General features: G+C 46.4%; 16 protein-coding genes and 1 pseudogene. 9 read left to right on the top strand and 8 right to left on the bottom strand.

The annotated features are described in order from the left end of the window. Positions 1-356: 356 nt before the first annotated feature. Positions 357-620, top strand: a complete 264-nt coding sequence (locus tag HMPREF1051_RS06030; RefSeq protein WP_003761976.1) for a DUF1289 domain-containing protein — start codon at positions 357-359, stop codon at positions 618-620. A 292-nt stretch (positions 621-912) separates the two neighbouring features. Here the strand turns inward: HMPREF1051_RS06030 and bfr (HMPREF1051_RS06025) are convergent, their stop codons facing one another. After that, positions 913-1,386, bottom strand: a complete 474-nt coding sequence (gene bfr / locus HMPREF1051_RS06025; RefSeq protein ID WP_003765819.1) for a bacterioferritin — start codon at positions 1,384-1,386, stop codon at positions 913-915. A 22-nt stretch (positions 1,387-1,408) separates the two neighbouring features. Continuing rightward, positions 1,409-1,873, bottom strand: coding sequence for a bacterioferritin (gene bfr, locus HMPREF1051_RS06020; RefSeq protein ID WP_003755417.1), 465 nt, complete (start codon positions 1,871-1,873; stop codon positions 1,409-1,411). Between the two features lie 477 nt (positions 1,874-2,350). Between bfr (HMPREF1051_RS06020) and typA the strand changes: the two genes are divergently transcribed. Continuing rightward, positions 2,351-4,162: a translational GTPase TypA gene (gene typA / locus HMPREF1051_RS06015; RefSeq protein ID WP_003765802.1), complete on the top strand. Its 1,812-nt coding sequence runs from the start codon at positions 2,351-2,353 to the stop codon at positions 4,160-4,162. Positions 4,163-4,526: 364 nt separating this feature from the next. On the opposite strand, the gene HMPREF1051_RS06010 is transcribed toward typA, so the two are convergent. Both HMPREF1051_RS06010 and HMPREF1051_RS06005 read right to left on the bottom strand, forming a co-directional pair. Beyond that, entirely contained in the window at positions 4,527-5,096 is a 570-nt protein-coding gene (locus HMPREF1051_RS06010; RefSeq protein ID WP_003765806.1) for a hypothetical protein, read from the bottom strand. 118 nt (positions 5,097-5,214) lie between these two features. After that, on the bottom strand, positions 5,215-6,642 hold the full coding sequence (locus tag HMPREF1051_RS06005) for an acyl-CoA dehydrogenase family protein (protein WP_155815298.1): 1,428 nt from the start codon (positions 6,640-6,642) through the stop codon (positions 5,215-5,217). Positions 6,643-6,837: 195 nt separating this feature from the next. Here HMPREF1051_RS06005 and HMPREF1051_RS06000 point away from each other — a divergent pair, with 195 nt between their 5' ends. After that, a complete protein-coding gene (locus HMPREF1051_RS06000) occupies positions 6,838-7,530 on the top strand; it encodes a VIT1/CCC1 transporter family protein (RefSeq protein ID WP_003765810.1) in 693 nt (230 codons plus the stop codon). Positions 7,531-7,718: 188 nt separating this feature from the next. Here the strand turns inward: HMPREF1051_RS06000 and HMPREF1051_RS05995 are convergent, their stop codons facing one another. Both HMPREF1051_RS05995 and HMPREF1051_RS05990 read right to left on the bottom strand, forming a co-directional pair. Further along, positions 7,719-8,237, bottom strand: coding sequence for an LIC11966 family surface protein (locus tag HMPREF1051_RS05995; RefSeq protein WP_003765793.1), 519 nt, complete (start codon positions 8,235-8,237; stop codon positions 7,719-7,721). A gap of 102 nt (positions 8,238-8,339) precedes the next feature. Then, on the bottom strand, positions 8,340-9,269 hold the full coding sequence (locus tag HMPREF1051_RS05990; RefSeq protein ID WP_003765795.1) for an NTF2 fold immunity protein: 930 nt from the start codon (positions 9,267-9,269) through the stop codon (positions 8,340-8,342). Between the two features lie 293 nt (positions 9,270-9,562). Between HMPREF1051_RS05990 and mfd the strand changes: the two genes are divergently transcribed. The 3 genes from mfd (at position 9,563) to HMPREF1051_RS05975 (ending at position 14,905) form a co-directional block, all read left to right on the top strand. Next, positions 9,563-13,444, top strand: coding sequence for a transcription-repair coupling factor (gene mfd, locus HMPREF1051_RS05985; protein ID WP_003765791.1), 3,882 nt, complete (start codon positions 9,563-9,565; stop codon positions 13,442-13,444). Positions 13,445-13,636: 192 nt separating this feature from the next. Then, positions 13,637-14,209 carry a hypothetical protein gene (locus HMPREF1051_RS05980; RefSeq protein WP_003765788.1) on the top strand — a complete coding sequence of 191 codons (573 nt, stop codon included), beginning with the start codon at positions 13,637-13,639 and terminating at the stop codon, positions 14,207-14,209. Positions 14,210-14,458: 249 nt separating this feature from the next. Continuing rightward, on the top strand, positions 14,459-14,905 hold the full coding sequence (locus tag HMPREF1051_RS05975; protein ID WP_003765811.1) for a hypothetical protein: 447 nt from the start codon (positions 14,459-14,461) through the stop codon (positions 14,903-14,905). Positions 14,906-15,097: 192 nt separating this feature from the next. Here HMPREF1051_RS05975 and HMPREF1051_RS05970 read toward each other — a convergent pair. After that, positions 15,098-15,725: pseudogene (locus tag HMPREF1051_RS05970) on the bottom strand (hypothetical protein). Between the two features lie 236 nt (positions 15,726-15,961). After that, positions 15,962-16,783: a hypothetical protein gene (locus tag HMPREF1051_RS05965; RefSeq protein ID WP_036492147.1), complete on the bottom strand. Its 822-nt coding sequence runs from the start codon at positions 16,781-16,783 to the stop codon at positions 15,962-15,964. Between the two features lie 382 nt (positions 16,784-17,165). On the opposite strand from HMPREF1051_RS05965, the gene HMPREF1051_RS13225 reads away from it, so the two are divergent. The 3 genes from HMPREF1051_RS13225 (at position 17,166) to HMPREF1051_RS05955 (ending at position 18,953) form a co-directional block, all read left to right on the top strand. Beyond that, a complete protein-coding gene (locus HMPREF1051_RS13225) occupies positions 17,166-17,453 on the top strand; it encodes a hypothetical protein (protein WP_231286281.1) in 288 nt (95 codons plus the stop codon). Positions 17,454-17,485: 32 nt separating this feature from the next. After that, positions 17,486-18,298, top strand: a complete 813-nt coding sequence (locus HMPREF1051_RS05960; protein WP_003765786.1) for a hypothetical protein — start codon at positions 17,486-17,488, stop codon at positions 18,296-18,298. A gap of 85 nt (positions 18,299-18,383) precedes the next feature. Next, positions 18,384-18,953: a hypothetical protein gene (locus HMPREF1051_RS05955; RefSeq protein ID WP_003765797.1), complete on the top strand. Its 570-nt coding sequence runs from the start codon at positions 18,384-18,386 to the stop codon at positions 18,951-18,953. Positions 18,954-19,048 lie beyond the last annotated feature (95 nt).

Genomic DNA, 19,048 nt, shown 5'->3' with positions numbered 1-19,048 from the left:
GTTGGTCAGTTTGATGAACATCAGTTTGATTTTTTTCTCGGTCTATCTGATAACCCGATCGCTCCGTAGAATGCACCAATACGACCGAATGATTGCCGATATCAAATACAACAATCAGTCTTTGCGTAAACTGCTTGAGTCATAAAATCCAGACGGTTGGGGTAGGGCATAGGTTGTCTGAAAATCAAATTGATTTGTTCTTAAAACGGGCTATAGTAAAATTCTTACGCGTTCTGTCGTTTATTGTCTTACGTCTTATATAAACCCTACGAGATGTACTTGTCGTGTTTGAACGGAAACGGACGCAGTCGGATTTTTGGTTCGCGCCGACCTCTTTTCACAAACGTTTTTAAAATATGGAACAACCTGATTTTTTCCCCATCCCCAGCCCCTGTATCGGCGTCTGTGAAGCCAATGCCAAAGGCTATTGCAAAGGCTGTCTGCGCAGCCGCGAAGAAAGGCTTTATTGGCAAAAAATGACCGATGATCAAAAGCATCAGGTCATGCGTCTTCTCAGTATGAGGAAAACCAAAATCCGCAACCGCCAGCTTGATGCCATGGCAGCGCCCGAAGTCGGTGTGGAGGCGCAAAGCGGGTTTTTGTTTGAGGATGAGGGATAAGGTGATGAAACATAAAAAGGACGGGTTTGCTTCCGTCCTTTTTTATTTGTCGAAAATATAGTGGATTAAATTTAAACCAGTACGGCGTTGCCTCGCCTTAGCTCAAAGAGAACGATTCTCTAAGGTGCTGAAGCACCAAGTGAATCGGTTCCGTACTATCTGTACTGTCTGCGGCTTCGTCGCCTTGTCCTGATTTAAAGTTAATCCATTATATTAAAAGAAAAACGGCATATCCGAAAAGATATGCCGTTTATGGGTGCAGGGACTGCTATATTTGGCAGTGGTTTGTGTTTTAGTCCTCTTGCGCCGCTGTTTGCAGGTAGTTCGGCAAACCGACTTTGCCGATCAGCTCCTGCTGGGTTTCGAGCCAGTCGATGTGTTCTTCGTTGATGTCTTTTTGTTTTTCCAACAAATCACGGCTGACGTAGTCTTGCTGTTGTTCCGCGATGGCGATGGCAGCGATGAGGGCATCGTGTTTTTCCTGTTCTTTCGTCAAATCGCAGGTCAGGATTTCCTCGGTTGATTCGCCGATAAGCAGTTTGCCCAATTCTTGCAGGTTAGGCAGGCCTTCCAAGAACAAAATACGCTCGATTAAATCGTCTGCGGATTTCATTTCGCGGATGGACTGTTTGAAGAAATGTTCGCCCAATTCTTCAAAGCCCCAGTTTTTCAAAATGCGGGCATGCAGGAAATATTGGTTGATGGTAACTAAAAGCAAGCCCAAGTTTTTATTCAATTCGCGGATAACTAAGCGATCGCCTTTCATTTTCAGCTCCTTATACGCTTAATTACAGTTGGCTTTGGTAGTAGTTGCCTTCGCCGACGAGTTCGATCAGACGCAGTTGTTGTTCCAGCCAGTGGGCGTGATCTTCTTCAGTGTCTTTCAACTGGGCAATCATCAAATCACGGGTAACATAGTCTTGTGCTTCTTCGCACAGTTTGATGCCTTTTTTCAATGCATCGCGTACTTCGTATTCGGTGTTCAAATCTGCTTTCAGGCAGGAAATCACGTCGGTACCGATGTTCAGTTCGGCACGGGTCATTTTAGGTGTACCGCCCAGCATCAGGATACGGCGGATGAAGTCTTCGGCGTGGGTTGTTTCTTCTTCCATCTCATGATTCAGACGCTCGAACAGTTTGTTGTAGCCCCATTCGGAGTACAGGCGTGAGTGGATGAAGTATTGATCGCGTGCAGCCAGCTCGCCGGACAACAGTTCGTTCATATAATCGATAACAGCTTGATTGCCTTGCATAATTCTTTCTCTTTCTTTGAAATTGTAAAGTGTCTGTAAAAAACATTGCGTGTTGTTTCTTGATGGCTGAATTGTATGAAAAAGCCTGACGCTTGACAAATTTTCTATTTAAAATACAAACAATTATCAAAAGAAACAGAAGCCTTAAAAGGTCGTCTAAAAATTCAATACCTTGTTTTATATAGATATTTGTTGCCATTGGTATTAAGAATCCATTTCAACATTCAAAAACATTTACACTCTTTAACCATAAATAAAAGCAAATAAATTACAAAACCCAATCAAATTTTATTATTAATTATTCTCAAATGCTTTTATCGTCAAACTGTGCCGCAGTGTGCATAGTGAATGACGGTTGAACCGGAACAAATGCCGTACCGATTCAAATTTAATCTGCTCCCCCTCCGTCCGATAAGATGAACCGTGATATAATTGCGAGTTACTTTTTGATAAAAATCATTTGAAATACATATCACCATGAAACAAATTCGCAACATTGCCATCATCGCCCACGTCGACCACGGCAAAACCACATTAGTTGACCAACTGCTGCGCCAATCCGGTACATTCCGCGCCAACCAGCAGGTTGACGAACGCGTGATGGACAGCAACGACCTTGAAAAAGAACGCGGCATTACCATCCTCGCCAAAAATACCGCCATCGATTACGAAGGCTACCACATCAACATCGTCGACACTCCGGGACACGCCGACTTCGGCGGCGAGGTGGAGCGTGTTTTGGGTATGGTGGACTGCGTCGTATTGTTGGTGGACGCGCAGGAAGGCCCAATGCCGCAAACCCGTTTCGTTACCAAAAAAGCCTTGGCTTTGGGACTGAAACCGATCGTCGTCATCAATAAAATCGACAAACCGTCCGCCCGTCCGAGCTGGGTCATCGACCAAACTTTTGAACTCTTCGACAACTTGGGCGCAACCGACGAGCAGTTGGACTTCCCGATTGTCTACGCTTCCGGCCTGTCCGGTTTCGCCAAACTGGAAGAAACCGACGAGAGCAACGACATGCGTCCGCTGTTCGACACCATCTTAAAACACACGCCCGCGCCAAGCGGCAGCGCGGACGAAACGCTGCAACTGCAAATTTCCCAACTCGACTACGACAACTACACCGGCCGCCTCGGGATCGGCCGTATCCTAAATGGACGTATCAAACCCGGTCAAGTCGTTGCTGTGATGAACCACGATCAGCAAATCGCCCAAGGCCGCATCAACCAGCTTTTGGGTTTCAAAGGTTTGGAACGCGTACCGCTTGAAGAAGCCGAAGCCGGCGACATCGTGATTATTTCGGGTATCGAAGACATCGGTATCGGCGTGACCATTACCGACAAAGACAACCCCAAAGGTTTGCCGATGTTGAGCGTGGACGAACCGACGCTGACGATGGACTTTATGGTGAACACCAGCCCGCTGGCGGGTACCGAAGGCAAATTCGTGACCAGCCGCCAAATCCGCGACCGCCTGCAAAAAGAGTTGCTGACCAACGTTGCCCTGCGCGTGGAAGACACCGCCGATGCCGACGTGTTCCGCGTATCCGGACGTGGCGAACTGCACCTGACCATTTTGCTGGAAAACATGCGCCGCGAAGGCTTTGAACTGGCAGTCGGCAAGCCGCGCGTCGTGTACCGCGACATCGACGGTCAAAAATGCGAACCTTACGAAAACCTGACCGTGGACGTACCGGACGAAAACCAAGGCGCGGTAATGGAAGAACTCGGCCGCCGCCGAGGCGAACTGACCAATATGGAAAGCGACGGCAACGGCCGTACCCGCCTCGAATACCATATTCCCGCGCGCGGCTTAATCGGTTTCCAAGGCGAATTCATGACCCTGACGCGCGGCGTCGGCCTGATGAGCCATGTGTTTGACGACTACGCGCCCGTGAAACCCGATATGCCCGGCCGCCACAACGGCGTACTGATTTCCCAAGAGCAAGGCGAAGCCGTCGCTTATGCCTTATGGAATCTGGAAGACCGCGGCCGTATGTTCGTGTCGCCTAACGACAAAATCTACGAAGGCATGATTATCGGCATCCACAGCCGCGACAACGATTTGGTAGTCAACCCGCTCAAAGGTAAAAAACTCACCAACATCCGCGCCAGCGGCACTGACGAAGCCGTTCGCCTGACCACGCCGATCAAGCTGACGCTGGAAGGCGCGGTCGAGTTTATCGACGATGACGAGCTGGTAGAAATCACGCCGCAGTCCATCCGTCTGCGCAAGCGTTACCTGAGCGAACTGGAACGCCGCCGCCATTTTAAAAAGCTGGATTGATTCCACCAGGATGTTGATGAAATGAAAAAAGGTCGTCTGAAATTTTCAGACGACCTTTTTATTGTTCGCTATTTGTTCCCGTACAAAATTGCCGTTTAATTTCCGATTTAACTCAGCCTTATTCGCAGAAAAAATATAGTGGGTTAACTTTAAACCAGGACGGTGTTACCTCGCCTTAGCTCAAAGAGAACGATTCTCTAAGGTGCTGAAGCACCAAGTGAATCGGTTCCGTACTATCTGTACTGTCTGCGGCTTCGTCGCCTTGTCCTGATTTAGTTAATCCACTATAAAAAACAGTCGGGTTTGATTTTCAGCCGCTCAAAGTCAGAAACACCTTTCAGTCAACCTGAATCAGTTGCGGCGGCTATCTGTTCTCGCCGTATTTATCATGCAGATTTCGGATTTCTTCTTTCAACCATTCATCCCAATCGGGGCGTAAACGGCGTAACTCTTTGTTCCAATACAGACAGTCCCAAGCCATGCTGCGCGAGGCTTCGGTATCGCGCTCGAACATTCGGGCGACAAAAGGTTCGAGCGTTTGCGCGCTTTTGAACATACCGCCGTATTCTCCGTAAGTGCGGCAGGTTTCGGGATGGAGCGTTTCCATCAACGTTTCGATGTCATCCTGCAACGCAAGCCATGAACCGTTTGACTCGTCCAGCCCAAGCACATCGCGCAGCCAATGTTTGATGCTTTCCAAACCTTGAAAACGCGGGTCATGCCACAGCAGGCGCAGGGCGGCAAGCTGACTTTCGGCTTCCGTCCGACCTTGCGGGTTTTCATGATCAAAAAGAGAGAGGAGTTCGTACAACGCACGATTGCGCTGCTTTTCCGGCAGCGCAAGTAAGATGTCGCAGACTTGTTCGGGAGTCTGCCAAGGAGGAAGTTTGGAGAGGGTCATGGGCTTTGAGGTCGTCTGAAAGTCAATGAACATGATTAAAGCACTTGATTCATTTGATTTTCGTAACGAAACTGCTTTTGAATTGAAAATATGAAAATCCGCCCGAGGTCGTCTGAAAACCGATTTCAGACGACCTCTCTGCCTTAAACCATCAACCGCAATATCGGCAGTCCAATATGTCTTTGCGGATGTCGTTCAACAGGAAGGCTGCGGTGTCTTCGTGTTCCGCCTGTACGAAGACGAAGAGTCGGGCGATGATTTTGCCGATGAAGACTTTTTGCAAGGCGCAGGCGTCGGTCAGGGTGCGTTCCTGCAGGAAGCTGCGGATGTCTTCGGGTAAAGTGTAGTCGCGCGCAACGGCGGCAAAGCGGGCGTCGGTTTGCAGACGATCGAGCAGGGTTTGGTTTTTGTCCAATTTAATGCCTGCTTCTTTTTCTTCGGCGGTGGCGCGGACGAACTGGTCGTAAATTTCGGCATAAAGCATATCGTTCGGACCTTCGAAGATGGTGAAGGGGCGGATGTCGATAGCGATATTGCTGGCGGTGTGTCCGCGTTCAAAACCCTTCGCGCCCAAGAGTTTTTGCAACATTTGGGCAGCGGCGTATGTGTATTCCGTGGCGAGGGTTTTGATGATGTTTGCCTCCATCAGCTGATGGGCGACGGGGGCAACGGGCGAAACGCAATGGCAGACGTAGCGGTAAAGGATTTCGGAAACCTGATGGCGGCGTTGGATTTCGTGGCGTTCGTAATCGACGAATTTGATGTCGTGGCGGACATATCGGTTCAGGTTGTCAATGATGTATTCCATGATGCCGTGCGTCATGCCGATCAGTTGCAGGCGGCTGCGGATAAAGATGTTTTGGAACGCACGCAAACCGGCGGCGTCGCTCTGCGAGAGTTTCATGACGGCGGCAGCGGGCATTTGGGCATCAATGCGGTTGACGGCGTAACGGACGGCGCGCAGGCCTTCGGATGCGAGGGCTTCGTAGCGGATGTATTGTTTGGGAACGAGCAGCAGGTTGATGACTTTGGAGAGTTTGCCGTTTTTGCGCTCTTTGGCGGCAACGAGGAGGAAGTCGCTCTGCGAGTTGCCCTGCCAGTATTTCGCGGCGTTGACGTAAATCGTTTGTTCGTCGATATATTCGTAGTAGGACTGCATTTCGCGGGCAATCGCCGCGCCGGAGGTTTCGGGTTCGGTAATGCCCAAACCGCCGCCCTCGCCTTTAAAAACCATGTCCAAACCTTGCGCGACTTGCGTTTCGTCGCCAAACTCTTGCAGAGGCTGCAACACCAGCGCACCTTCGATGCCGGTACGCAGGGTAACGGGCACGCCGTAATGCCCCGCAATCCGCAGAACTTCTTGGATTTCAAACTGGCTGCCCTTGCGGCCGCCGTGTTTTTTGTCGAGGAAGGGCAACAGCAAACCTGCCTGCTTCAAGGCAAGCCATTTGTCTTCGGGTAGGTATTGCATGAGGTTAAGGTCGTCTGAAAAAATGCGGCGGAATGCGGTTTCGATGTGCTTTAAAAAAGCAGCCGTGTCCATAGTTGACGGCTGCGCGCTTGATTCGGTGTGTGTCATCATGATTCTCTGTTGAACGGCAGTTATTAGAGTTTAGAGCTAAATTTCTAGAATTTCGATTTATACCACAAACCCGCATAAGCGACAATTGTTATCAGGTATAAACGGAATTTCAGCCTTAAAACATCCATTTGCGCCGCCCCCGATAAACCGATACGGTGCTACCATAATGCAAAACACCGCCGGAACACTGCCATGTATTCACAACACAGCGAACGCCATTTCAGCAACCGCAACAACTGGCTGCGCGCGAGCGTATTGGGCGCGAACGACGGCCTGATTTCCACCGCCTCGCTGCTGACCGGCGTTGCAGCCGCTGCCCCCGATTTTCAAACCCTGCTGCTGACGGGCGTTTCCGCCCTGATCGGCGGCGCGGTCTCGATGGCGGCGGGGGAATATGTTTCCGTATCCAGCCAGTCGGACACGGAAAAAGCCGATTTGCACAAAGAACGCTACGAATTGGAAGCCAATCCCGATGCCGAACTGGCAGAACTGATCGAAATCTACCGCCGCCGCGGTTTGTCCGACGCACTTGCCGCCGAAGTTGCACAGGCATTGATGGAACACGACGCGCTCTCCGCCCATGCACGCGACGAAATCGGCATCACCGAAACCTCCGCCGCCAAGCCCATGCAGGCCGCTCTTGCCTCCGCCGGTTCGTTCTGCGCCGGTGCCATACTGCCGCTGCTGGTCGCGCTGACCGCCCCCGCCGCCCTTATCCCTACGCTGGCGGTAACCACTTTGTGCGGACTCGCCGCGCTGGGTTACGCCTCCGCCAAACTCGGCGGCGCACCTGTCGCCCCCGCCGTCCTGCGCGTGTGCCTGTGGGGCGTGGCGGCGTTGGCCGTTACCGGCATGATCGGCAAACTGGCGGGTGTAGCAGTTTGAACGGAGGTCGTCTGAAAACTTGTAGCGAAACCCGCCATACCGGTTTTCAGACGACCTTTCTGACAATCAGCGGTTCTCTATGTTTTTATAGAAAACGGCTTATGAAAAAAATCCTCTAAATTCTGTCGTAAGGAATTTAGAGGATTTTTGGTTTTAGGATAGCGTTTTACAAAATTCGCCTATACGGTTTATTCGTCTTCGAATTTTTCCAAAAACTCATCGCTCACTTCATTGAACTTATCGGTACTGTCCAAGATTTTCTCGTTGTTCTCGTCCAATTGCTCTTCATCTTCTTCCGAACCGTGTTTGCCAGAAGCGCGGATTTGGATCAGCTTTTTATAGCTGTCTTCCATCAAATCGCTAAAGAAACGCAGATGGCTTTTCAAAGCATTCAACAGGGAAGCATCGCCTTTGTATGCACCCAATTTATCGGCTTGTGCGATGTAATTGGGAATCGCGGCTATCCACTGCACACGGACTTTTTCGGCTTGGGCGTAATCGCGTTTGTCCATTTCCTTGTTCATGTCTTCCATATGGTAGAGCATAAAATTGGCAATGCACATCAACTCATTGTTGTACTCTACTGCGTTATCGTAGCTGCCTTTGGCGTAATACACGCCCTCTTCCTCATTCCAGCCGCCGCGTTTTGGCGAAGACGATGCGCCGCCAGTCGCGCCAAACAGTTTTTTAATGAATTCTAAGATCATAATTTTGCTGCCTTTCTCATAAGTAAAGTACACAGACGGGGAAAAGTATAACGCAAATCTGAAATGCCTGCTAAAAATATAGGCAACCATTTGCTATCTTTCCTACACCCAATTCCGTCTCCATCCACCATCTAATTTAATTTGCGCCTTTTCCAATTTCCATTCGCCGTTTTCATTAACCATCAAAAAACGGTAGAAGTCACGATCCTCTTGGGTATAGAGCCAGATTTTGCGCCCCTGTTTTTCATTATCTATGAAAACATGGTTTCCATATGTACCTTCCGGCTGTCCACTGGTATGGTAACGGCCTTCTTTGCTTTGCCGTTCTGGCAATTTTTCACTGCCGTATTGTTGGAACAGGGCAATCGTGCGTTCTGTCCAGTCATCATCAAAGTTGACGAAACTAGCCTCACATTCCGTCATGGCATCAAAAAAAGCCTGCAACGCAGTTTGGGCGGCCTCTACATCTGCCGGTTCAGGGGGCGTTTTCTGCTTTTTAGCCTGTTCGCGTTGTTGCTGCTCGAATCGGGCGTATATTTCGTCTGAAAACTGTTTGGCGATAATCGTCAAACGCGGATTACTTGTAACCGACATCAATCCAGCTTCACTGATTCGAGTATGGTTCAAATGTAACGTATCCAATTTGGACATTCGGGCCGCAAGTTGCAATGCTTGATCGTCAAACATAGTATGTTCCAACTGCAGACAACGCAATTTGTGCCCTTTCTCTACAAATGCTGCCAGCCCGCTTCCATCAATTTTGGCATGAGTTATCCACAAATACATGAGCTTGCCCGCATCAGCCAATGCAGCCAATCCTTTATCACTTATGGCAGTATTATCCAAAGTCAGATTCACCAATTGGGGCAACTTGGCAATTTGGGCGACATCATTATCCTCTAGCGGACAATCGCGAAACACGATACCTTTGAGTCGTTTGTATTGCAGCAATTCCTGTATTTCTTCCGCTGTAAATTTTTGATGTATAAATTCCGCTGATGTGTCAGATTTTTTTAAATTGGCTAATAACATTATTTTCCTTCTAGCCACGGATGGCAGGCATAAAATAAAAAGAAGTACGATGATACCGCACCTCCGATGCGGTTGAGATCGTCTGAAAGCCATCAAACCATTTTTTCAACGACCTCTTCATTCCAGAAATAGGAATAGTTATACCTTATCACAAACCATCTCAGGTCGTCTGAAAACCAACCAAACCATCCTATCCCTTACACCCGCTTTTAATCTGCTAAAATCCCGCTTTTACAACCCACCACGGCAGCCCGAAAAATTTTCCGGCTGCCGCAAGCCATTGTCCCTACGCCATGACCTACCCTATCCCCAAACCCCGTGAAAAATCCCGTTGGCTCAATCTTTCGCAAGGCTCGCTGCCGCTGGCTTTGGCGCGTTATCTGCCGCATAAGCGGCTCAAAGTCGTGCTGACCCAAGATGCGGAACAGGCGTTGCGCCTTCAGACGGCATGGCGGTTTTTCCGTCCGCACGATACGGCAGTGTTCCTGCCGGACTGGGAAACGCTGCCTTACGAGCGTTTTTCGCCGCATCAGGATTTGGTGTCGGAGCGGCTCTCGGCGTTGTGGCAGATTAAGAGCTGCGCGGCGGACGTGCTGTTCGTACCGGTTGCCACAGCGATGCAGAAGCTGCCGCCCGTGCCGTTTCTGGCGGGGCGCACGTTCTGGCTGAAAACGGGGCAGACTCTGGATATAGGCCGTCTGAAAACCGATTTGGTGGATGCGGGCTACAACCATGTTTCCCATGTTGTCGCGGCGGGCGAGTTTGCCGTGCGCGGCGGGATTGTCGATTTGTTTCCGATGGGTAGCGAAATGCCTTACCGCATCGATTTGTTCGACGATGAAATCGACAGCATCAAAACCTTTGACACGGACACGCAGCGCACCATTTCCCCCGTTTCCGAAATCCGCCTGCTGCCGGCGCACGAGTTCCCCACCGACAGCGAGGCGCAGAAAATCTTCCGCAGCCGCTTCCGCGAGGAAGTCGATGGCAATCCAAACGATGCCGCCGTGTACAAAGCCGTCAGCAACGGCCACTTCGGCGCGGGCGTGGAATACTATCTGCCGCTGTTTTTTGAAAACGAGCTGGAAACGTTGTTTGACTATATCGGCGAAGATGCGCTGTTTGTCTCTTTGGGCGATGTTCACGCCGAGGCAAACCGCTTTTGGAGCGACGTCAAATCGCGTTACGCCATGGCGCAGGGCGACGAAACCTATCCGCCTTTGCTTCCACAGCATTTGTATCTCTCTGCCGATGTGTTCGCAGGTCGTCTGAAAAACTACGGCCAGGTGCTGCCCGATGTTTCCGGCAAGGAACACACCCTGCCCGACCTTGCCGTCAACCGCCAGTCCGACGAGCCTTTGCAGGCATTGAAGGATTTTCAGACGACCTTTGACGGGCGGATTTTGCTGTGCGCCGAAAGTCTGGGACGGCGCGAAACCATGCTCGGCTTCTTGCAGCAAAACGGTTTGAAAGCCAAACCTGTGTCCGACTGGCAGGGCTTTTTATCGGCACACGAGCCGCTGATGATCACGGTCGCGCCGTTGGCATATGGGTTCAAACTGGGCGGACCGCACTCTCCGAGCCAACAGCAACCCACTCCTGCCTCCAAGAGAGAAGGCAAAGCGGTTACCGACCAAACCGAATTTTCCGCCGCCGCAACAAACCCTCTCCCTAGCCCTCTCCCTCAGGAGAGGGAACAGAATGCAGCCGCCGCCGTTTCAGACGACCTGAAAACCGAAAGCAGCCTGCACCCTGTCGAAAGTACTCTGCACGGGCCAATCCAACAGCAACCTGCTCCCTCCCCCGTGGGGGAGGGTTGGGGAGAGGGCAAAGCGGTTGCCGACCAAACCGAATTTCCCGCAGCCGCAACAAACCCTCTCCCGCAGGAGAGGGAACAAAGTGCCGCCGCCGTTTCAGACGACCTGAAAACCGAAAGCAACCTGTACCCCGTCGCAAGTGATCTGCACGAGCCAATCCAACAGCAACCTGCCCCCTCCCCCGTGGGGGAGGGTTGGGGAGAGGGCAAAGCAGTTGCCGCTCAAAGCGCCATCGCCGTCATCACCGAATCCGAGCTTTATCAATACGTCGCCCGTTCACGCGTCCACAGCCGCCGCAAGAAACACGCCGCCGTTTCAGACGGCCTGTTGCGCGACCTTGCCGAAATCAACATCGGCGACCCCGTCGTGCACGAAGAACACGGCATCGGACGCTATATGGGCTTGGTAACGATGGACTTGGGCGGCGAAACCAACGAAATGATGTTGCTCGAATACGCGGGCGAAGCGCAGCTTTATGTGCCTGTTTCGCAACTGCATTTAATCAGCCGCTACTCCGGTCAGGCGCATGAAAACGTCGCTCTGCACAAGCTCGGCAGCGGCGCGTGGAACAAGGCGAAGCGCAAAGCCGCCGAAAAAGCGCGCGACACCGCCGCCGAGTTGCTCAATCTCTACGCCCAACGCGCCGCCCAATCGGGACACAAGTTTGAAATCAACGAGTTGGACTATCAGGCGTTTGCCGACGGCTTCGGCTACGAAGAAACCGAAGACCAGGCCGCCGCCATCGCCGCCGTGATTAAAGATTTGACGCAGGCGAAGCCGATGGACCGCCTTGTGTGCGGTGATGTCGGTTTCGGCAAAACCGAAGTCGCCCTGCGCGCCGCGTTTGTGGCAGTGATGGGCGGCAAACAGGTTGCCGTACTCGCCCCGACCACGCTTCTGGTCGAGCAGCACGCGCAAAACTTCGCCGACCGCTTCGCCGATTTCCCCGTAAAAGTCGCCAGCCTTTCGCGTTTCAACAACAGCAAAGCCACCAAAGCCGCGCTGGAAGGCATGGCGGACGGCACGGTCGATATCGTTATCGGCACGCACAAATTGGTGCAGGACGACATCAAATTCAAAAACTTAGGTTTAGTGATTATCGATGAAGAACACCGCTTCGGCGTGCGCCAGAAAGAGCAGCTCAAACGCCTGCGCGCCAATGTCGATGTCCTCACCATGACCGCCACGCCGATTCCGCGCACCCTCAGCATGGCGCTCGAAGGTCTGCGCGACTTCTCGCTGATTACCACCGCACCCAGCCGCCGCCTCGCCGTCAAAACCTTTGTCAAACCGTTCAGCGAAGGCAGCGTGCGCGAAGCCGTGTTGCGCGAACTCAAACGTGGCGGGCAGGTATTTTTCCTGCACAATGAAGTAGATACGATTGAGAATATGCGCGAGCGGCTGGAAACCCTGCTGCCCGAAGCCCGCATCGGCGTGGCGCACGGACAACTGCGCGAGCGCGAGCTGGAACAAGTCATGCGCGACTTTTTGCAACAAAGATTCAACGTGTTGCTCTGTTCCACCATCATCGAAACCGGCATCGACATCCCCAACGCCAACACCATTATCATCAACCGCGCCGACAAATTCGGACTGGCGCAACTGCACCAGCTTCGCGGTCGCGTCGGCCGCAGCCACCACCAAGCCTACGCCTACCTGCTCACGCCCGAATACATCACCAAAGACGCAGAAAAACGCCTCGACGCCATCGCGGCGGCAGACGAACTCGGCGCAGGTTTCACCCTCGCCATGCAGGATTTGGAAATCCGCGGCGCAGGCGAAATCCTCGGCGAAGGACAATCCGGCGAAATGATACAGGTCGGCTTCACGCTCTACACCGAAATGCTCAAACAAGCCGTGCGCGACCTTAAAAAAGGCCGCCAGCCCGACCTCGACGCACCGCTGGGCATCACCACCGAAATCAAACTGCACAGCCCCGCCCTGCTGCCCGAAAGCTACTGCCCCGACATCCACGAACGGCTCGTCCTCTACAAACGCCTCGCCGTCTGCGAAACCGTACAGCAAATCAACGCCATACACGAAGAACTCGTCGACCGCTTCGGCCTGCCCGAACAACCCGTCAAAACCCTCATCGAAAGCCACCACCTGCGGCTCGCCGCAAAAGAATTGGGCATAGACGCCATCGACGCCACCGGCGAAGCCGTTACCGTTACCTTCGGCAAACACCACCAAATCGACCCGACAGAAATCATCCTGCTGATTCAGACAGATAAAAAATATCGGCTGGCTGGAGCGGATAAGTTGAAGTTTACTGCTCAGATGGAAGATGTGGAGATGAGAATTAAGACGGTGAAAAGTGTCTTGAAGACTTTGAAAGAAAGAGTGCTGAAAGAATAGAGAGAAATAAAGAAAAAGGTCGTCTGAAACTGTTTCAGACGACCCATATATTACAAACCTGTTATATACAAAATGACGGTTTTAGGGATCTAACCTGCGATTATCGATGTAAAGTAAGTGAATGATTCAATAGCAAAATATATAATTAACAGAGAATATATCATAAGGCAACAGTACAACCTATAAGTTAATATGATGAATGCTTTAGACTATATCGACTCCCCTTTAGACTCAATATCAACTAACAATCCTTATATAATAACTGATGTAATTGAATTGACTGAGGAGAATCGAACAAAATTAATCCTGATAGATTATCTTCTAAATAATTTATTAAATTTAAATAATTACCCATATCTTTTAGGGTATAACTTATATTTAAAAGCTAATCTATCAGAAGATAAAAATAGAATTTCCCTTTTAGAACAAGCAAAAATTCCCTTTAAAAAGGCTACTTCTGATTCTGAAGATGCTATGTTTACCAAAGCCTACCTAGCACATATTTATTATGACTTAAAGGAATTTAATCATTGCCTTGATATGATAGAGCAAATTCCGGATAATTACTTTTCAAAACTATTCAGCCATCAAAATTGGCGAGACTTAAAAATCCAAGAGTTAAAAATATGTTGCCTAATCAAATTAAAAATATTTTCTGATTTTGAATTTATTCTACATAGCTATTTTCTAAAAATTTCACGTTCAAGTGAACATGATATACCCGTACCAATAGAACTTTCCAATATAATGAAAAATATCAAATAACCCAAAATTAATGTCTTACATTATTATTTATAAACTATCACGTTTCTTAAAAATTGGTGCTCATCCATCTAACCCACAAGGGTATTAAGATACAGATTAAGGTTATAAAAAGATTATTGAAGACTTTGAAAGAAAGAGTGATAGCAAATTAGAGGATATTGAAGAAAAGGTCGTCTGAAATTTTTCAGACGACCTTTAATAACTATTTTGCTTACTCTAAATATTTAATACCTTATATAGGATACTAATATGGGTAAATTTCATACCCCTCTGGGCAACTTGACCTTTATTACTGAAGAAACAACAAACACATCTTTTCTTCAAGGTATATTTAATGAAATGTCTTTCTCTATTCAAGTCAGTCAACCATTTAATTTGGAGAAAATAGATTTTAACTTTATTCAAAACAAAATGAATAATTTTCCTCAGATCAGAGCGAAAACCGAACTATTCTTAAAAAATATTCTATATACCCAACCCAAAAAACTCGGATTTAATCATTACAAAGATAAATTAGACAAAACTAAAGAATTGATTTCTTTTCCAGAGTTTATTTTTTATGAAAAAACAAAAGATTGGGATATTATATTTAGAGAAAGTCTGCTACCCATTGCTGAGCCATACGGCATTTTAATCAACTACCATGATAATGATATTGTTGGATTTGAGGATATTTCAGATTCGGAAGAGTTATAGTAGTGTAGTATGTATGCAAGATTAATTATAAATTACAGACACCATATTAAAAAAGATCGTCTGAAACGGTTTTCCGGCTTTCAGACGACCTTTTATCAAATGATGCGAAATATTACTTGTTTAACCTCGCGTGTGCCTCAGCCCCCACCTTCAGATTTTGGGCAGACTACGACTTGTATCATTTGTTTATTTTTATAATTGCCGAAATTTCCAATAATCCCGTCCTTCAATTTTCCAATAACACAATTCGTCCGGTATCAAATACCCAAAGTCCATTGCCTTAGAAAACCAACCATCATAGACATAATCTTCATGGCATCTGTCCCAATCCATATGAAGGTAAACTTCCGTATCAAAATTAATATAGAACAACGGTAATCTTGAAGAAATCTGATTGATTTTTAAGAAATCACTTTGTTGGCTAGAATCCGAAATAGGATCATCATACGACAACTTGTTCTCGACAACGGAATATAACCTTACCGCTTCATCAGAAGTAAATCCCTGTAACATCAGTGCCTTCAATTCGTCTTTCCCCAGTACGACAACCGAATCTGATTGAAGATAACTTTCGAAATTGTCCTTAGTTAATTGCCAGATACCATTTCTGTAGTTTTTATAATCACAATCATATTGCTCTTTAGTTATAACTCCCTCTTTTAAATAAATATCAAAAGATATTTTTGCATTCAACTCAAAATTTTCTTTATAATCCAATCAAATAATATATATTTCTCTTATAAATAAAAATGGATATACACTGGATGTACTCAAAAATGTTATCCAATAATTCAGATTTAAATTTCTCAATCTTTTCCATATTTGCCAAATTCCTTAATAACTTTATCTTCAGCAAGTCGTAGCCCGCATTAAATCTGCAGGTAGGGTGTGCGCGGTACGCACGCACGCGAGCTTGAGTTTAATAAAAAGGTCGTCTGAAAATACCCAAAATGTCAGATTCGAGTACCTAATCTATGGCTGCTTTAATGTGCCTATCAATGCGATTTATTTTAAGCCTAAGAGATTTATTGGGAAAAATATCCAACAGGCTGCCCCTCAATGACTCAAATTAAAACGAAGCAGTTCGGCAGCTTCATGCTTAGGCTGTTCTAATATCGCCTGCACTGTATCGATTGTAAAACGGCACATCAAAGCCTGTTCTTCAGCCGTATATTGCTTTATTTCATCCTCATCGTCGTTATTTATTACTGCCAACTCCTGTTCACTATATTTCTTCCATAAAATCTGATTTACTTTATCTTGTGTTTGCGCTATTTCAGTTTCGTCCGGCATTTTTCGATGAATATCGGCAGATTGCAAAGCTCGTACTCTAGCTTGTTTTATAGAGGCGAAATAGGGCTTCATTTGCTTTGAAAAAAGCGAAATATCAGGAGCTAAATGAGGATACTCCAAATAAAAGCAGTTTACCGTGTCGTTTTCGTTCAGTAGTTTGGTACGCAACTGCATATCTTCCTGAAACATAGCAATTAAGTTGTCATCATCTGCATAAGGCAATTTTCTTAACATGATGTCTATTGTTTCTGAGAGAAAAAAACGTATATCTTGTTCATGATTTTTTGATTTCATAAAATCTTCGGCTTTCGCCACGATTTGGGCATAATCTTGCGGAAACTTGTCTTTGAATATCAGAAATATCATTCGGTTTCCTGGATCTTCCATCATCAATTCCTCCACTGTATGCGTCGGACGCAAAGCTTTATTTGCGAAATGGTAAACAGGGTTCAGGCCAAGAAACAGAAAGAATAAAATAGGTACGCCCAAAAATTTGGCCAGCCTGCTTTTACAATATTTTTTCACACAGATATAAGTTAACCATACTGATAATAATAGGCAAAATAGAAAAAGAATATAAGGCATTATATTGTCCCCTTAATAAACAGCGAAATTTCGATATTGAACGAATGAATATATAGATACCAAATCATTTATACTGAGCATAAACAAGCATAACAGGTTATCACACCTGAATGCGATACCCTAAAACATAGCCTGGCAAAATTTTTAGACTGCTTCCCGCATTATACCTATGGTAGCAAGCAAGCGTAGGCTGGGTTGGCAAACCCAACAAAAATCTGAATGTTGGGTCACGACCCAACCTACATCTGCTGATCCAACAGCTTGCTATAAACTATAAAACTTGGTACCTTCGATTTTAAACCCTATCGAGTTAATATTAAAAATGAATCTTATAAAATATCTGGTTACTTTACTCTTTATATTCTTTATCCCGCAAAATACCATGGCTGATTCTTCTGAAATTTACAGATATTCGGGTAAAAAACTATCGATAGAAAAAGAATATTCCCAACCTCTATTCCTTTCCATGAAAGAAATAGAGGCTAGAGGATTAAACATCTCCGAATACAATATATCATGTAGTACTTACCTTGATAAAACAGAAAACAAATATTATGTTTTTACCTACTCTCCCCAAATATTAAATCCTCATCGCAGAGGAGGACATGGAATTATAGAAGTTCATATAAACGCTAAAACTCATGAAATCAAATCGCATTTTTCAAGATAGCACCTGTATTAGACACAAACAAGACAAACTATATGAAAAATAAAGATTCTTTGAGTTTTGATGCTTATTTAACATGTAAAAATTTATCAGCTACTGAATTACTCAATATCCTGCTGAATTCTAATACTCAAATTCGATACGAAGCAGCTAGAAGATTGCAATTTTTCCGGTATCGTGAAATTAGCGATATCGTCAAAAATGTTCTCTTAACAAGTCGGTATAGTCGGCATAGGGAAATTGCTGTCTTTATTCTCGGACAGATTCAGAATAAGCTTAATAAATCCGAACTTGAAGAGGTTTTATCTCTCTTAATTGATTTTATAAACAACGATAAAAGCATTAACGTAAAATCCTCAGCGATATCTTCTTTAGGGCATTTGTTTCATTATTATGATTTAGGAGAGGAAGAATTTTGTGCAATAGAGGAAAAAATTCAATTGATTTGGCGTATACATAGATATTCTATCGTTATGGCTACTGCTTTCAGCTCTGCATTTTTTCCCAAAAGAGATTATATTGAAGAATATCTGATAAAAAATTTAAATAGCAGGCATCTGAAAGTAATTTCTTGGATTGTGTATGCTTTAAAAGAAAAAAGCTATCACTCGAAATTGATTGAGACTTTACTATTGAATAAACTAGACCATTTTCACATAAAATCATATATTTATAGCGAGATAGCTGCCTATTTAATTTCAACCGGCTCTGAGAAAATTATTCCATATATTGAAAATATGGTATTAACCCAAAATAAAATTGATGATGAAATTTATATGGCGCTTAAACATAATTCATCAAAAAGATTTTCATCCATAAGAAAAATCATGTTGGAAAAATTTCAATAAATTATTAGTATGCCTCATAATATCTTATCTTCTATGCAGGCAATTTTGTTTTATTCTTAAACTCTATTTAATAACAAGGATTTAAATGAAATCTTATTTTTTGATATTTTGCGCACTGCTTACATCTGCCAATATTGCCCAAGCCGATACGATGGAAACCATGCGTATGCACGATAAGTCTTTGTCTAAGGTCTTGGTAGAGGCTGCCCGCGATGGCAGTTTTATTGACTTGGATAAAATCGGTCGCAGCATTGATATCCCCGATCTGGCGCATGAAATCAATCGAACTGCTAACCATACTATAAAAAACGACAGACAATTCAACAGCACATACCATGTTAACCAAGATCCATATCAACAATACGGTATCCGTAGTATTTCGTTTGCTGAATGGTCGTCTGAAAAAGGCAAGATGAAGCAGCTTGAATTTGAACTTCACAATAACCGCTGTCCGTTGCCACCTACAAACTATGAAGAGTTCGCAGGCAGTCCCAGCTTTATCGGCCATTTAGACGGTAAAGACATATCCATTCTTACGTTACCCGCCCCGGCAAAGGCAAAACTGCTTTTTATGAAAAAACGTAAAGACAACTGCGCGGTCATGATTGTTCAAGAATTTGTCACAGCCGATTTCGGACCTGGAATTCATGAATAAAAAAGAACACTATAGTGGATTAAATTTAAATCAGGACAAGGCGACGAAGCCGCAGACAGTACAAATAGTACGGCAAGGCGAGGCAACGCCGTACT

This window comes from Neisseria sicca VK64, assembly GCF_000260655.1.
Classification (GTDB): Bacteria; Pseudomonadota; Gammaproteobacteria; order Burkholderiales; family Neisseriaceae; genus Neisseria; species Neisseria sicca_B.
This window is presented reverse-complemented; position numbering and strand designations above follow the sequence as displayed.

Excerpts from the sequence above, each read along its gene's own strand:
- HMPREF1051_RS06030 (WP_003761976.1), top strand. The coding sequence starts at position 357 with ATGGAACAACCTGATTTTTTCCCCATCCCCAGCCCCTGTATCGGCGTC.
- bfr (WP_003765819.1), bottom strand. The coding sequence starts at position 1,386 with ATGAAAGGCGATCGCTTAGTTATCCGCGAATTGAATAAAAACTTGGGC.
- bfr (WP_003755417.1), bottom strand. The coding sequence starts at position 1,873 with ATGCAAGGCAATCAAGCTGTTATCGATTATATGAACGAACTGTTGTCC.
- typA (WP_003765802.1), top strand. The coding sequence starts at position 2,351 with ATGAAACAAATTCGCAACATTGCCATCATCGCCCACGTCGACCACGGC.
- HMPREF1051_RS06010 (WP_003765806.1), bottom strand. The coding sequence starts at position 5,096 with ATGTTCATTGACTTTCAGACGACCTCAAAGCCCATGACCCTCTCCAAA.
- HMPREF1051_RS06005 (WP_155815298.1), bottom strand. The coding sequence starts at position 6,642 with ATGACACACACCGAATCAAGCGCGCAGCCGTCAACTATGGACACGGCT.
- HMPREF1051_RS06000 (WP_003765810.1), top strand. The coding sequence starts at position 6,838 with ATGTATTCACAACACAGCGAACGCCATTTCAGCAACCGCAACAACTGG.
- HMPREF1051_RS05995 (WP_003765793.1), bottom strand. The coding sequence starts at position 8,237 with ATGATCTTAGAATTCATTAAAAAACTGTTTGGCGCGACTGGCGGCGCA.
- HMPREF1051_RS05990 (WP_003765795.1), bottom strand. The coding sequence starts at position 9,269 with ATGTTATTAGCCAATTTAAAAAAATCTGACACATCAGCGGAATTTATA.
- mfd (WP_003765791.1), top strand. The coding sequence starts at position 9,563 with ATGACCTACCCTATCCCCAAACCCCGTGAAAAATCCCGTTGGCTCAAT.
- HMPREF1051_RS05980 (WP_003765788.1), top strand. The coding sequence starts at position 13,637 with ATGATGAATGCTTTAGACTATATCGACTCCCCTTTAGACTCAATATCA.
- HMPREF1051_RS05975 (WP_003765811.1), top strand. The coding sequence starts at position 14,459 with ATGGGTAAATTTCATACCCCTCTGGGCAACTTGACCTTTATTACTGAA.
- HMPREF1051_RS05965 (WP_036492147.1), bottom strand. The coding sequence starts at position 16,783 with ATGCCTTATATTCTTTTTCTATTTTGCCTATTATTATCAGTATGGTTA.
- HMPREF1051_RS13225 (WP_231286281.1), top strand. The coding sequence starts at position 17,166 with ATGGCTGATTCTTCTGAAATTTACAGATATTCGGGTAAAAAACTATCG.
- HMPREF1051_RS05960 (WP_003765786.1), top strand. The coding sequence starts at position 17,486 with ATGAAAAATAAAGATTCTTTGAGTTTTGATGCTTATTTAACATGTAAA.
- HMPREF1051_RS05955 (WP_003765797.1), top strand. The coding sequence starts at position 18,384 with ATGAAATCTTATTTTTTGATATTTTGCGCACTGCTTACATCTGCCAAT.